The organism is Pandoraea sp. NPDC090278 (assembly GCF_044772185.1).
Lineage (GTDB): Bacteria > Pseudomonadota > Gammaproteobacteria > Burkholderiales > Burkholderiaceae > Pandoraea.
Map to the genome: position 1 here is coordinate 512,453 of NZ_JBIVYJ010000002.1, position 13,712 is coordinate 526,164.

Consider the following 13,712-nt stretch of genomic DNA (forward strand, 5'->3'; position numbering starts at 1 on the left):
AAGGCTTCCGAGCGGTCCCGAGTGTCTGCTCTACGCGCCACCCTTTACCGGGTGGCGCGTTTGTTTTGGGGCTATCATCGGCGTCACGAAAACAAGCATGACGACGGAGGATGGACAGGATGGAGCTGGTGCAAGCGCAAAAGATGCTCGAAGAACTCGTCTCGCCGTGGGTGCGGCAACTGAATCTGCAAATCGAGGCCGTCGGCCCCGATGAGAGCGAGCTACGGTTGCCGTTCGATGCCGCATTCAAACACGGCGGCGGCGTGATCTGCGGGCAGGTATTCATGGCGGTGGCCGATACGGCGATGGTGGTGGCGTTGTCTGCTGCGCTCGGGGGCTTTCAGCCGATGACGACGGTCACGCTCAACACGCAGTTCATGCGTCCTGTGACCGACGGCGATCTGCGCGTGATCGCGCGGATTCTGCGTCGTGGCAAGAATCTGGTGTTCGGCGAAATCGAGATTTTCGATGCGTCCGGCAAGATGGCCGTGCACGCGACGACGACCTACGCGTTGCTGTGACGAATTGACGGCGGCGTTGCGAGGCCGTTTCAGAGGAGACCCCGATGTTCGATCAGATCGTCTTTGCCGGTGGCGGCAACCGCTGCTGGTGGCAGGCCGGATTCTGGGAGCGCGTCTCGCGCGACGTGCCGCTGCGTCCGCGTGTCATCACCGGCATTTCGGCCGGTGCGGCCACGGCGTGCATGCTGCATATGCGCGCGTCGGACTGGGTGATGGATTACTACCGACAGGCGCTCGCGGGCAATCGCAAGAACGCGTACTGGGGCAACCTCTTGCGACGCGAGCGGGTGTTCCCGCATTACCGCATCTATCGTCAGGCGTTGCTCGACATCTACGACGGTCAGCTCGACAAGCTCGCTGCCGGGCCTGAGATTCGCGTGGGGGTGTCGCACATCCCTCGTTGGCTGGGACCGCGTAGCGCAACAGCGGCCGGGTTGGTGGCGTACAACATCGACAAGCATTGGCGACGCACGCTGCATCCGACGCTCGCCCGCAGCCTGGGTTTCCGTCCGGAATTCGTGCGGGCGCAGGACTGCCGTACGACGGAGGAACTGGCGGATCTGATGCTGCAATCGTCGTGCACGCCGCCGTTCACGCCGATTCTGCGACGTGGCGGCCGGGCGGTGCTCGATGGGGGGATGGTCGATAACGTGCCGGTCGATGCACTCGATGCCACGCCCGGGCAAGTGCTGGTGATGGTGACGCGGCGCTATCCGCGTCCGCAGATCTTTACGCAGCATCATGGCGGACAGGACCGGCTGTATGTGCAGCCGTCCGAGCCGGTGCCGATTTCAAGCTGGGATTACACGCGCCCCGAGAACATGGCGCCTGCGTTCGCGCTGGGCCGCAAGGACGGCGAGACCTTCCTGCGGCATCTGGCGTCGATGTAATTGCGAGCCAGACAGCCGAGTGGTTGCGCCGACGTTGCGTCGGCGCTGTAGCGATGTCGCGGAGGCTTAACGTCCGAAGCCGAGCAGGGCCGCCGGATTCGCGACGTGCGAACGATCGCCGTTCAGGAAGTTGACGATGTTCTCGAAGGCGACACGGAAGTACAGCTCGTAGCTCTCGCGCTCGACGTAGCCGATGTGCGGCGTGCACACGCAGTTTTCCAGGCGCAGCAGCGGATTGCCTTGCAGAATCGGTTCGCTCTCGAAGACGTCGATGGCGGCCATGCCGGGGCGCGCGCGGTTCAGCGCCGTGATGAGGGCGTTCTCTTCCACCAGTTCGGCGCGGCTCGTGTTCACGAACAACGCCGTCGGCTTCATCTGCAAGAGGTCTTCCAGTTTGACGATGTGACGCGTGTCGTCGTTCAGGCGCAGGTGAAGCGAGAGCACATCGCTTTGCGTGAAGAGTTCTTCCTTGCTGTTCGCCACGCGCAGACCGTCGGCGGTCGCCGCTTCGCGCGAACCTTCGCGCCCCCACACCATCACTTCCATACCGAACGCCTTGCCGTAACCGGCGATCAGGCGACCGATTTTGCCGTAGCCCCACAGGCCCAGCGTCTGGCCGCGCAGCACCTGCCCCATCCCGAAATTCGGCGGCATGCTCGATGACTTCAGGCCCGATTGCTGCCATGCGCCGTGCTTCAGGCTGGAGACGTACTGGGGAATGCGGCGTTGGGCGGCCATGATCAGCGCCCAGGTGAGTTCGGCCGGTGCGATGGGGGAACCGACGCCTTCGAGCACGGCCACGCCGCGTGCGGTACAGGCGTCGATGTCGATGTGATTGCCGGCGCGACCGGTTTGACTGATGACGCGCAGGCGCGGCAGCTTGTCGATGAGTTGCGCCGTGATGGCGGTGCGCTCGCGAATCAGAACAAGCACCTCGGCTTCACCTACCCGGGCTGCAAGCTGCCCGACACCTTTTACCGTGTTGTTGAAGACCTTGACGTCATGACCGGCCAGAAGGGAGAAGGAATCGAGCTTGCGAACGGCGTCCTGATAGTCGTCGAGAATGGCAATTTTCATGGCAAAGCGTAATCGGATCGGCGCAGAACGGCGACATTCTGCACAGACGGAACAATTGTCGGAGCCCACCCCGACGGGCGGGCGTGCTTGTTCTGGACGTGGGCGGCGCGAGGCGTGGCAACCCCTTCGCCGCCTTGTTGCGACGCAGCACCGGCGCAATTTTTGCGGTGGTATGCTGACGCCTCGTTTTGCATAGTATGGCAGGTGTCCTGGCAACCATGGCGAAACCGCCTAAACACGATGGCAAAAAATCGAACCCACCCCGCAAACGCGAGTCGGACCGGGTGAGTGAGACGCCAACTGTGACGTCCTTCCGGTATCCCCAACCGGATGGACCGCCCGGTCACGCAGGGCGCCTGCACGGTGCTCTTATATAAGGACGACCGGTGCTCGCACCCACCGGTATTTCAACGTCTGCTTCGATTTCCCCGACTCTGCATGGAGACAACCCCCATGACGCAAGCCAGTGTGAGCGCTAATGCGCTCAACGCCTCTTCCTCGTCCAATGTTGCTACTCGTGATTTGCCCGGTTGGGTGCGTCACCGCAAGCTGATCGACTGGGTCTCGCATATCGCGGCGATTACGCAACCCGAGCGTGTCGTCTGGTGCGACGGCTCGCAAGAGGAGTACGACCGTTTGTGCGAACAGATGGTCGCCGCCGGGACAATGCAGCGGCTCAATCCCGCCAAGCGCCCCAATTCGTTCCTCGCGCTGTCCGATCCGTCGGATGTCGCGCGGGTGGAAGATCGCACGTTCATCTGTAGCGAGAAGCGCGAAGACGCCGGTCCGACCAATCACTGGATCGATCCGGCCGAAATGCGCACGACGCTCGACGGACTGTTCCAGGGCTGCATGCAGGGCCGCACGATGTACGTCGTGCCGTTCTCGATGGGCCCGCTCGGCTCACCGATCGCGCACATCGGCGTGGAGTTGTCCGACACGCCGTACGTTGCGGTGAACATGCGCATCATGACGCGCATGGGGCGCGCTGTGTACGACGTGCTCGGCGACGACGGCGAGTTCGTGCCCTGCGTGCATACCGTGGGTGCACCGCTTGCTGCTGGCGCGAAAGACGTGGCGTGGCCTTGCAACAGCACGAAGTACATCGTTCACTTCCCGGAAACGCGCGAGATCTGGAGCTACGGCTCGGGCTACGGAGGCAATGCGTTGCTGGGCAAGAAGTGCTTTGCGTTGCGCATTGCGTCGACGATGGGCCGCGACGAAGGCTGGCTGGCCGAACACATGCTGATCCTGGGCGTGACGTCGCCGCAGGGCAAGAAGTACCACGTCGCGGCGGCGTTCCCGTCGGCCTGCGGCAAGACCAACTTCGCCATGCTGATTCCGCCGAAGGGCTTCGACGGCTGGAAGGTCGAGACCATCGGTGACGACATCGCATGGATCAAACCGGGTAAGGATGGCCGTCTGTATGCCATCAACCCGGAAGCGGGCTTCTTTGGCGTAGCGCCGGGCACGAGCCAGAAGACGAACCCGAACGCGCTGGCGACGCTGGGCGAGAACGTAATCTTCACCAACGTCGCGCTAACAGACGACGGCGATGTGTGGTGGGAAGGTCTGACCGATACGCCGCCCGCGCACCTGATCGACTGGCAGGGCAAGGACTGGACGCCCGAGAGTGCGAAGGAGACCGGCCGCAAGGCGGCGCATCCGAACTCGCGCTTCACGGCACCCGCGTCGCAATGCCCGTCGATCGATGCCGACTGGGAGAACCCGGCCGGCGTGGCCATCGATGCGTTCATCTTCGGTGGACGCCGCTCGACCACGGTGCCGCTGGTCACGGAAGCGCGCGACTGGACCGAGGGCGTGTACATGGCCGCGACGATGGGCTCGGAGACGACCGCCGCGGCCGCTGGCCAGCAAGGCGTGGTGCGTCGCGATCCGTTCGCGATGCTTCCGTTCTGCGGCTACAACATGGCCGACTACTTCCAGCATTGGCTCGACACGGGCGCGCATCTCGACAAGACGGGTGCCACGCTGCCGAAGATCTACTGCGTGAACTGGTTCCGCAAGGGGGCTGACGGCAAGTTCGTGTGGCCGGGCTTCGGCGAGAACATGCGCGTGCTGGCATGGATGCTGGGTCGTATCGACGGCACTGCACAGGGCACGGAGAACGCCTTCGGCATTACGCCGCGCTACGAGGATCTGAATTGGGACGGACTGTCGTTCACGCCTGCGCAGTTCGACGACGTCACGTCGATGGACCCGGCCGCGTGGCATGAAGAACTCAAGCTTCACGCCGAACTGTTCGACACGCTCAAACATCATCTGCCGCAGGCGCTGCTCGATACGAAGGCCGACATCGAGCGCCGTCTGAAGTCGTGATGTTGGCGATGATGGATACATCGCGAACGTCGCCAACGTCACGATAGTGCGGCTGCAATGCTGAGTCCGCAGCACGATCCCGCCGAGGGAAACTTCGGCGGGATTTTTTATTGCCTTGTGGCCTTGTGATCCTTCCGAAAGGTGCGCAATTCAACGCGCTGGCCGGTTTTCGAAAGTCCTCCGGTGCTAGCATTTATCTCGTCATCCGAATGTTTGATTTGGATGGCGGTTTTTGGTTATGTACTGAAGGAGATGTCTATGCACATGATGTTGATTGAAGGAATCGACGAGCAGTTGATGAGGTCGATTGAGTCGAGGGCTGCCGAGGGTGGCAGAACACCGGAGGAGGAGGTTCTGATGATTTTGGACCGTATGGCGCGGGTGCCGAGATTCCGGTCGTTGGGGGAAGCGCTGCGAGCCATGCCGAATGTCGGTCTCGATAGCGACTTCGAGCGGATCAACTAAGTTCCGAATGCCTCATGTACTTACTTGATACCAATGTCATTAGCGAGAGCCGAAAGAGGGGAGGCGGCGATGAAGGGGTTCAACGCTTCATGCGAATGACCGATCGGCGTAAGGCACCTCGCTTCCTATCCGTCATCACGATGGGCGAGCTGCAACGTGGGGTTAAGGTGCTCCGGCACAGAAACGATGTTCGACAGGCATCGCTGATCGAGTCTTGGTTGGCCCAACTAAGACTCGACTACGCCAACGACATACTGCCGGTCGACCAAGAGATCTGTAACGTTTGGGCACGTATGCGCGTGCCGAACTCGGAGCACCCTATCGATAAATTGATCGCGGCCACGGCATTGGTGCACAAGCTGATCGTCGTCACGCGCAACGTCAAAGATTTCTCCAACACTGGCGTGGAGGTGTACAACCCGTTTCAGCCGTAGCGTGGCAGCAAGACACGACCGATTTACAGCCGATTCTCCACCGCAAACTTGATCAACTCCGCTTGCCCTTCGATGCCGAGCTTGCGTTTGATGTTGAGGCGATGGGTTTCCACAGTGCGCACCGAAAGGTCCATTTCCGTGGCGATCTGCTTGTTCGCAAGTCCGTGCGCAATGCGCGTGAGGATTTCACGTTCGCGGGGCGTGAGCGAATCGATGGGGGCGTGCGATGTGGAGGCTTGTACGACACGCGCGGCAATCGCAGCGCTGTAGTAAGCATCGCCGCGTGCCACACGTTCGATGGCCGTCACGATCTCGTGTGCGGGCGCATCCTTGAGCACGTAGCCGCGCGCACCGGCGCGTACGGCCTGACGCACATACTCCGCGTTGTCGTGCATCGAGAGAATCAGCACTGCGATATGCGGAAACTGCTCACGAAACTGCGCCGTCAGCTCGATGCCGTTCGTACCGCGCATGCTGATGTCCATCAGGGCGAGATCGGGCGATGCCGTTTTCGCACGGGTCAGGGCTTCCTGCGCGTTGCCCGCTTCGCCAACGACCTGCAAGTTGGGTGCCGCGTCGAATCGCGCGCGCAGGCCGTCGCGCACTAGCGGGTGGTCGTTGATCAACAGGAGTCGGATGGGGTGAGCTTGCATCATTTGCGAGTGGTTGCGCGAAGTGCCGCTTTCACTGCGGCCGGTGTGAGCGGGACCCACGCGCTGATGGTCGTAAGGCCGGGCCAGGATTGAATGCCGAGGGCACCGCCCACGGCGTCGAGCCGTTCGCGCATATTGCGCAGGCCGATACCGTGGCGGGGATCGTGATGCACGTCGGTGACGTCGAAACCGCGTCCGTCGTCGGCAATCGACAGATGAATGCCGTCGGATTTGAAGATGAGCAAAATCGACACTCGCGACGCATTCGCGTGACGTTCGATGTTCGTCAGCGCTTCCTGTGCGATTCGGTAGAGCATCGTCTTGATGTTGTCGTCGAGCGTCGGCGCATCGCCCTCGACGTTCATCTCGACGGGAAGCCCCGCGTGCGAGCCGAACTCCCGGGCGAGTTGCTCGATCGCGGCCGCGAGTCCCAGATCGTCGAGCATGGCGGGACGCAACGCTTGCGAAATGCGCCGGACTTCGCCAAGCGTGCCGTTCAGCCGTTCGATGGCCACGCCGAGTGTGGCGCTGGCGGCCGCAGGCGATCCCGGCAGACGCATCGACGCCGATTCGAGCAGTAGCTTGACCGAGACGAGCAACTGGCTGATGCCGTCGTGCAACTCGCGCGAAATGCGCGAACGCTCCAGCTCCTGCGACTCTACGACCTGACGCGCGAGTTGCCGCAGCTTGGCGTCGGCGGTCTTGAGTTCGGTGATGTTCACCACCAGGCCGCACAGGCCAACGATGGCGAGACACGACGACGCGATCAGCGTGATCCAGATCAGCGTGCGGTCGATGTTCGCCTGTGCGCGATCGTCCGATTCGCGCAAGGTCGCTTCAACGTCGTCGAGATAAATGCCCGTGCCGATCATCCAGTTCCAGCGCGGCAGGGCGATGACGTAGCCGAGCTTCGGTGTCATCTGCTGCTGGCGCGACGGCTTCTCCCACGCGTATTGAACGTAGCCACCACCAGCGCGGGCTGCTGCGATGAGACGCTGGATTGTGGGCGCACCGGACTCGTCCTTGAGCGACCAGAGATTGTGGCCGACGAGTTCCGGCTGACGCGGATGCATCAGGCTGCGGCCCTGGAGGTCGTAGACGAAGAAGTAGCCGTCCTGACCGAATTCCATTCGGGCGAGCGTGGCCAGGGCGGCTTCGCGCGCGGCGGGCGTATCCGGGCCGTTGTAAAGCGGCTCGATGGCGTTGCGCGCGAGCCCCACGTAATGCAGCAGCTCGGCCCGCTTGTTGGCCAGCGATGTGGTTTGTACGGCCTCGTGCTGCGCGCGCGATAGCTCAATACCCTGGTGTCGCACGGCAAGCGCGATGGCGACCATCGCCAACGCAACCGGCAGCAGCGACAGGACGAAAAATTTCTGTCGGAGATTCATGGCATTCGATAAGCCTGCAATGCCGCGACCGCTTGTTTTAAGGGCTTGCGCTACGTACTAGCACGTAGCGGACCTGCGTAGTTTCGCGCTTGTGGCGCGTCGGGCAAACGCCAATACTACACGCCGAATCGTGGCCGGGGCTGCCGAGTGTAACTCGCAAGTCTGTTCCTGGTGTTGATGAAGTGTCTGGCAGGCGCGCATGCATGCATGTGCGGACCGGGCCGATTGTCATCGGTGATGGTCACAAGCTTCGCCACCGGTCTTCGTTGTCGTCACCCCCCCCCATAGAGGGGCGCGCCAGCGAGCCGCAAGCGAAAGCGCTCCGCGTTGCGATTCGGGACACCGACACGGTGTCACACCAAGAGGCGGGACAGTGTCGCAACGGCACCGTCCCGGGTTGCTGCCTTAAGCAGGCAGTTCCGAGGAGAGACAATGAATCGTATCTGGCAACAACTGCCCTGGGCAGCGGTGGCCGTCGTCGGCGCATGCGCGCTCGGCACGGTGGCGCTATCGCGCGGCGAAACCGTCAGCGCACTCTGGATCGTGATCGCAGCCGTCTGCGTTTATCTGATCGCTTACCGTTTCTACAGCAAGTTCATCGCCACCCGTGTGGCGCAACTCGACGGCACACGTATGACGCCCGCATGGCGTCACAATGACGGCCTCGACTACGTGCCGACCAATCGCTACGTGCTGTTCGGCCATCACTTTGCCGCCATCGCCGGTGCCGGTCCGCTCGTCGGGCCCGTACTCGCCGCGCAGATGGGTTACCTGCCCGGCATGCTCTGGATTCTCGCGGGCGTGGTGTTCGCCGGTGCGGTGCAGGACTTCATGGTGCTGTTCATCTCGACGCGTCGCGACGGCCGCTCGCTGGGCGATCTCGTGAAGTCCGAACTCGGCATGATCCCCGGTGTGATCGCGCTGTTCGGCGCGTTCCTCATCATGATCATCATCCTCGCCGTGCTGGCGCTGATCGTCGTCAAGGCGCTCACTGGCTCGCCGTGGGGCACCTTCACGGTCGGTCTGACGATTCCGATTGCGCTGTTCATGGGCGTCTATACGCGCTTCATTCGCCCGGGCCGCATCGGCGAAGTCTCGATCATCGGCTTCGTGATGCTCATGGCGGCGATTTACTTCGGTCAGAGCGTGCACGACAGCGCTACGCTGGCGCCGCTGTTCACGTTCGACGGCAAGCAACTGACGTGGATGCTGATCGGCTACGGCTTTGTGGCGTCGGTGTTGCCGGTGTGGCTGCTGCTCGCACCGCGCGACTATCTGTCGACGTTCCTGAAGATCGGCACGATTCTGGCGCTCGCCATCGGCATTCTGGTGGTCGCCCCTGAGCTGAAGATGCCAGCGTTTACGCAGTTCATCGACGGCAACGGTCCGGTCTGGTCGGGCAAGCTGTTCCCGTTCCTCTTCATCACGATCGCGTGCGGCGCCGTGTCCGGCTTCCATGCGCTGATCTCGTCGGGCACCACGCCCAAGCTGCTCGATAACGAAGTCAACGCGCGCTTCATCGGTTACGGCGGTATGTTGATGGAGTCGTTCGTGGCCATCATGGCGCTGGTCGCCGCGTCGGTGATCGACCCGGGCGTGTACTTCGCGATGAACAGCCCGGCAGCAGTCATCGGTACGACGCCGGAAGCCGTGGCGCAAGTCGTCTCGGGTTGGGGCTTCACAATCACGCCGGAGGTGCTGACTTCGACCGCGAAAGCGGTTGGCGAGAACACCATTATTTCGCGTGCCGGTGGCGCACCGACGCTCGCCGTCGGCATGGCCCACATCCTCCATCAGGTGGTGGGGGGCGAAGCGATGATGGCGTTCTGGTACCACTTCGCGATTCTGTTCGAAGCGCTGTTCATTCTGACGGCCGTCGACGCAGGCACGCGCGCCGGACGCTTCATGCTTCAAGACTTGCTCGGCACCTTCGTGCCATCGCTCAAGCGCACGGAGTCGTTGCCCGCGAATCTGATCGCCACGGGCTTGTGCGTGGCAGCGTGGGGCTACTTCCTGTATCAGGGTGTGGTCGATCCGCTGGGTGGCATCAACACGCTGTGGCCGCTGTTCGGCATCTCCAATCAGATGCTGGCCGCCATCGCGCTGATTCTCGCGACCTGCGTGCTGTTCAAGCTCAAGCGCGAGCGCTTCGCCTGGGTGACGGTGCTGCCCACGCTTTGGCTGCTCGCCTGCACGCTGACTGCCGGATGGCAGAAGATGTTCGACGCGGATCCGAAGGTCGGCTTCCTCGCACACGCCGCGAAGTACCAGGCAGCGCTTGCCGAGGGCAAGCTGCTCGCCCCGGCCAAGTCGGTCGCGCAGATGCAGCAGATCGTGTTCAACGACTATGTCGACGCGACGCTCGCCGGTGTGTTCATGTTCGTCGTGGTCGCGGTCGCGGTGTTCGGGGTGCGCACCATCCTCATCGCCCGTCGGGAAAACAAGCCGACGGCCCAGGAAACGCCGTTCGAGCCGATGCCCTCCGGGCAGCGGGTCTGAGCACGGCGCACACGTGGACGCACAGCGGAGGACACCCCATGCTCGATGAAGTCGGTAAGGTCGGACGGTATCTGGGACAGGCCATGCGATTGATGGTCGGCTTGCCCGATTACGACACGTATGTGGCGCACATGCAGGCCACGCATCCGGATCGGCCGGTCATGAGCTACGAGGCGTTCTTCCGCGAACGGCAGGAGGCGCGCTACGGTGGCAAGAGCGGTGGCCGCTGCTGCTGAACGCAACTGAGCATTCGAGTGCGGCATCGATCACCCTTCGATGCCGTCGAGAATGAAAAACGCCCGGTGGAGATCCCACCGGGCGTTTTGCTTTCATGCGACGGTTTGCGTGCCCCGGCGCTTGCGGTCTGTCGACGTCACATGACCTTGGCGCATCGCGCGTTGGCGGTGCTGCGGCGGTAGCTGTCGAAAACTTGCGCCACCACACGCACGAGCAGGCGTCCGGCGGGTAGCACGCGCAGTCCGTGTGCATCGATGGCCACGAGCCCGTCTGCCGCGAGATCGGCCAGCTCGCCGAGTTCGCTCGCGAAGTAAGCGACGAAGTCGATGTCGTGGGCATCTTCGATTGTGCTGAAGTCCAGCGTCATGTGACACATGAGTCGCGAGATGACATCGCGCCGGATGTGGTCGTCCCGATCGAGTTGCACGCCGCGCGCAATCGCAAGACCGCCCGCGTCGATGGCGTCGTAGTACGTTTTGAGCGTCTTGGCATTCTGCGCATAGCTGTCGCCCACACGGCCAATGGCCGACATGCCCACACCGATGAGATCGCAATCGGCCCGCGTGCTGTAACCCTGGAAGTTGCGATGCAGCGTGCCAGCCGCTTGCGCGAGGGCGAGTTCGTCGTCGGGGCGCGCGAAGTGATCCATGCCGATGTAGACGTAACCGGCGGCCGTCAGCCGCGCGATGATCGTTTGCAGCAACGCGAGCTTTTCAGGACCGTCCGGCAGCGCGTCGGGCAGACAGCGCTGCATCTTGAACTGTTGCGGCAGATGCGCGTAGCTGAAGACCGACAAACGCTCCGGAGCCATCTCGATGACAGCGTCGAGCGTGTTCGAGAAGGATGCGGTCGTCTGATGTGGCAGGCCGTAGATCAGATCGAAATTGACGGACTTGAAGCCACAGTTGCGCGCAGCGTCCAGCGTCGCTTCTACGAGCGCGCGAGGCTGCACGCGGTGAATCGCCTCCTGAACGCGCGGATCGAAGTCCTGCACACCGATGGAGAGTCGGTTGAAGCCGAGGGCGCGAAGCGCACGAATGGACGCCGGCCCCGCGCTTCGCGGATCGATCTCGATGGCGTATTCGGCGCTGTCGTCGGGTGTCATGACGAAGTGACGGCTGATGGCGTCGACGAGCGAGGCGATCTGTTCCAGTGAGAGGAACGTCGGGGTGCCGCCGCCCCAGTGCATCTGTGCGAGCGTGCGGCCAGCGCCGAGCAACGTCGCCTGCCGCGCGATTTCCGCGTGAAGACGCTTGACATAGGCGTCTGCATGCGCGCGGTTGTTCGTCACGATCTTGGTGCACGCACAGTAGAAACACACCGTGTCGCAAAACGGCACGTGCAGATACAGCGAGACCGGTTTGCCGGTGCGCTTGGATTGCGCGGCGGCGCGGGCGTAGTCGCCCACACCGAAATCGTCGTGGAATTGCAGCGCGGTCGGATACGAGGTGTAGCGCGGTCCGTTCACGTCGTAACGGCTGAGCAGACGCGCGTCGAACTGAACGGGACTGGCCGATGCCGGAGACGGCGGCGCTGTGCGGGTCCGGCAGCGCGAATGCCCGGGATCTGCTCCCAAACTGCGGGATGTGCAGCCCGGACACGGTTTGCCGACATGCGGATCGTCAGGGGAACTGGCGCAAGGCGTCGACAAAATGGGAAGGGGGTTCATGACGAGGCCCGAAACATAGGAGACACTCGACTCTAGCCCCGCCACGCGCGACGCGCCGTGACCTGCGTCAAACAGCCTTGTCGGCGGCATGCAAGCCGCGTGAGACGCCTGCAATGCGGGACGTCGTTGCGCAAATCGCCGCATTGGAAGTGAATTCTTGCGTCGCGGTGCGCACGCGGCACGCCTGACGTGCACCGAAATCATTGCCGCGGCAGGCAATTTTTTGTCGTCTACGGTAAGCTAGCGCCTTATTGAAGTCCCCGCCGTGTCGACAGCCCTGGCGGCACGCGCGAGGCTCGCCCCGGAACCGCCGGGGCGGCGGTCCGACCGGTGCCCGCGGGTTTTAGCGAATTTCCCCAGGTATCCGCAGTGCTGGCAGCTTGCCGGTCTGCCCATACGCGCATACGCCCTTTGCGCTTCTGCCGGAACGACGCGGCACATCACGATTGGAAACAACATGGACCGTCTGCAATCGATGCGCGTTTTCGTCAAAGTGGCCGATAACGGGAGTTTCGCCCGTACGGCCGCCCAGATGGATCTGTCCGCCGCTGTGGTCACGCGGCACGTCGCAGAACTGGAATCGCATCTCGGCGTTCGCTTGCTCAACCGCACCACCCGTAGCCTGTCGCTGACCGGCGCCGGGCAGGTGTATCTCGAACGCTGTCGGCAGATCATCGACGAAGTCGATGAAGCCGACGCCCTCATCTCCAGTGCGTCACGCGACCCCAAAGGCACCTTGAAGGTCGTCGCGCCCGTGTCGTTCGGGGTGCGCAATCTTGCGCCGCTGGTCAAGAAGTATCAGGAGCTGCACCCGAAGGTCGTGGTCGATCTCACACTGACCGACAGGGCCGTCGATCTGGTCGAAGAAGGCTACGACTGCGGCATTCTGCTCACGCGCATGATCAACAGCGAAAGCCTGATTTCGCGCGTGCTCGCGGAGACGCGTGTGATGCTGTGCGCGTCGCCCGCGTATATCGCCGAACATGGTGAACCGGTCACGCCGCAAGAGCTGGGCGAGCACGGCGTGCTGGGTCTGCCCAGCGAGTTCTGGAGCGACGACCGCGTGTTTGCCGGGCCGGACGGCGAAGTCCGTGTGCGCGTGCAGAACAAGCTCATCTGCAACAACACGGCGCTGCTACGTCAGTCGGTGTTGCTTGGGCATGGGATCGCGTTCTTGCCGTCGTACCTGGTGGGTAACGATGTGCGCGACGGTGACCTCGTGGCGTTGATGCGCAACTATTCGCAAACGCCCATCGACGTCTCGCTCGTCTACCCAAGCCGCAAGTATCTGTCGGCAAAGACGCGTGGCTTCATCGATCTGACGGTCGAGTACTTCCGCCAGAACGAAGGCATTTCGGCCGCCGAGCGCTGGGTGCCGCCGAAGATGTCGACGAACTCCGCCACCGAAATTCAGATGTAACGCAGCCTGACTTGACGCCAGCGACGTCAGCCGCTGGCTTCAGATAGCAAAACGGCCACTTCCGTGAGGAGGTGGCCGTTTTTCATTGCCCGAACCGATGAAGCCGCGGGACTCCATCG

The 13,712-nt window shown here is 62.7% G+C and carries 12 protein-coding genes; 8 read left to right on the forward strand and 4 right to left on the reverse strand.

Going from position 1 to position 13,712, the window contains the following annotated elements:
* Positions 1-119 precede the first annotated feature (119 nt).
* On the forward strand, positions 120-521 hold the full coding sequence (locus ACIQWO_RS10605) for a PaaI family thioesterase (protein WP_039394559.1): 402 nt from the start codon (positions 120-122) through the stop codon (positions 519-521).
* 44 nt (positions 522-565) lie between these two features.
* Positions 566-1,411 carry a patatin-like phospholipase family protein gene (locus ACIQWO_RS10610; protein ID WP_150663847.1) on the forward strand — a complete coding sequence of 282 codons (846 nt, stop codon included), beginning with the start codon at positions 566-568 and terminating at the stop codon, positions 1,409-1,411.
* Positions 1,412-1,477: 66 nt separating this feature from the next.
* Here ACIQWO_RS10610 and ACIQWO_RS10615 read toward each other — a convergent pair whose 3' ends face one another.
* On the reverse strand, positions 1,478-2,488 hold the full coding sequence (locus tag ACIQWO_RS10615) for a D-2-hydroxyacid dehydrogenase family protein (RefSeq protein ID WP_402822989.1): 1,011 nt from the start codon (positions 2,486-2,488) through the stop codon (positions 1,478-1,480).
* 453 nt (positions 2,489-2,941) lie between these two features.
* Here ACIQWO_RS10615 and ACIQWO_RS10620 point away from each other — a divergent pair, with 453 nt between their 5' ends.
* The 3 genes from ACIQWO_RS10620 (at position 2,942) to ACIQWO_RS10630 (ending at position 5,727) form a co-directional block, all read left to right on the forward strand.
* Positions 2,942-4,828, forward strand: coding sequence for a phosphoenolpyruvate carboxykinase (GTP) (locus ACIQWO_RS10620; RefSeq protein WP_224796428.1), 1,887 nt, complete (start codon positions 2,942-2,944; stop codon positions 4,826-4,828).
* Positions 4,829-5,092: 264 nt separating this feature from the next.
* The gene (locus ACIQWO_RS10625) at positions 5,093-5,293 is read left to right on the forward strand and encodes a DNA-binding protein (protein ID WP_150660872.1); all 201 of its coding nucleotides are present in this window, start codon (positions 5,093-5,095) and stop codon (positions 5,291-5,293) included.
* A 14-nt stretch (positions 5,294-5,307) separates the two neighbouring features.
* A complete protein-coding gene (locus ACIQWO_RS10630; protein WP_402822995.1) occupies positions 5,308-5,727 on the forward strand; it encodes a type II toxin-antitoxin system VapC family toxin in 420 nt (139 codons plus the stop codon).
* Positions 5,728-5,750: 23 nt separating this feature from the next.
* Here the strand turns inward: ACIQWO_RS10630 and ACIQWO_RS10635 are convergent, their stop codons facing one another.
* Positions 5,751-6,383, reverse strand: a complete 633-nt coding sequence (locus ACIQWO_RS10635) for a response regulator (protein WP_402822998.1) — start codon at positions 6,381-6,383, stop codon at positions 5,751-5,753.
* Positions 6,380-7,768 (reverse strand): cache domain-containing protein, encoded by a 1,389-nt coding sequence (locus ACIQWO_RS10640; protein WP_150663850.1) that lies wholly within the window; start codon positions 7,766-7,768, stop codon positions 6,380-6,382. The genes ACIQWO_RS10635 and ACIQWO_RS10640 overlap by 4 nt, the downstream gene beginning before the upstream one ends.
* 432 nt (positions 7,769-8,200) lie before the next feature.
* On the opposite strand from ACIQWO_RS10640, the gene ACIQWO_RS10645 reads away from it, so the two are divergent.
* A complete protein-coding gene (locus tag ACIQWO_RS10645) occupies positions 8,201-10,267 on the forward strand; it encodes a carbon starvation CstA family protein (RefSeq protein ID WP_402823002.1) in 2,067 nt (688 codons plus the stop codon).
* A gap of 38 nt (positions 10,268-10,305) precedes the next feature.
* Positions 10,306-10,503 (forward strand): YbdD/YjiX family protein, encoded by a 198-nt coding sequence (locus tag ACIQWO_RS10650; RefSeq protein WP_039394580.1) that lies wholly within the window; start codon positions 10,306-10,308, stop codon positions 10,501-10,503.
* A 137-nt stretch (positions 10,504-10,640) separates the two neighbouring features.
* Here the strand turns inward: ACIQWO_RS10650 and hemN are convergent, their stop codons facing one another.
* Positions 10,641-12,080 (reverse strand): oxygen-independent coproporphyrinogen III oxidase, encoded by a 1,440-nt coding sequence (hemN, locus tag ACIQWO_RS10655; protein ID WP_402823006.1) that lies wholly within the window; start codon positions 12,078-12,080, stop codon positions 10,641-10,643.
* Positions 12,081-12,630: 550 nt separating this feature from the next.
* On the opposite strand from hemN, the gene ACIQWO_RS10660 reads away from it, so the two are divergent.
* Positions 12,631-13,593, forward strand: coding sequence for a LysR family transcriptional regulator (locus ACIQWO_RS10660; RefSeq protein ID WP_150739254.1), 963 nt, complete (start codon positions 12,631-12,633; stop codon positions 13,591-13,593).
* Positions 13,594-13,712 lie beyond the last annotated feature (119 nt).

What these genes read in the sequence shown, in the direction of transcription:
- ACIQWO_RS10605 (WP_039394559.1), top strand. Translation starts at nt 120, where the DNA reads ATGGAGCTGGTGCAAGCGCAAAAGATGCTCGAAGAACTCGTCTCGCCG.
- ACIQWO_RS10610 (WP_150663847.1), top strand. Translation starts at nt 566, where the DNA reads ATGTTCGATCAGATCGTCTTTGCCGGTGGCGGCAACCGCTGCTGGTGG.
- ACIQWO_RS10615 (WP_402822989.1), bottom strand. Translation starts at nt 2,488, where the DNA reads ATGAAAATTGCCATTCTCGACGACTATCAGGACGCCGTTCGCAAGCTC.
- ACIQWO_RS10620 (WP_224796428.1), top strand. Translation starts at nt 2,942, where the DNA reads ATGACGCAAGCCAGTGTGAGCGCTAATGCGCTCAACGCCTCTTCCTCG.
- ACIQWO_RS10625 (WP_150660872.1), top strand. Translation starts at nt 5,093, where the DNA reads ATGATGTTGATTGAAGGAATCGACGAGCAGTTGATGAGGTCGATTGAG.
- ACIQWO_RS10630 (WP_402822995.1), top strand. Translation starts at nt 5,308, where the DNA reads ATGTACTTACTTGATACCAATGTCATTAGCGAGAGCCGAAAGAGGGGA.
- ACIQWO_RS10635 (WP_402822998.1), bottom strand. Translation starts at nt 6,383, where the DNA reads ATGATGCAAGCTCACCCCATCCGACTCCTGTTGATCAACGACCACCCG.
- ACIQWO_RS10640 (WP_150663850.1), bottom strand. Translation starts at nt 7,768, where the DNA reads ATGAATCTCCGACAGAAATTTTTCGTCCTGTCGCTGCTGCCGGTTGCG.
- ACIQWO_RS10645 (WP_402823002.1), top strand. Translation starts at nt 8,201, where the DNA reads ATGAATCGTATCTGGCAACAACTGCCCTGGGCAGCGGTGGCCGTCGTC.
- ACIQWO_RS10650 (WP_039394580.1), top strand. Translation starts at nt 10,306, where the DNA reads ATGCTCGATGAAGTCGGTAAGGTCGGACGGTATCTGGGACAGGCCATG.
- ACIQWO_RS10660 (WP_150739254.1), top strand. Translation starts at nt 12,631, where the DNA reads ATGGACCGTCTGCAATCGATGCGCGTTTTCGTCAAAGTGGCCGATAAC.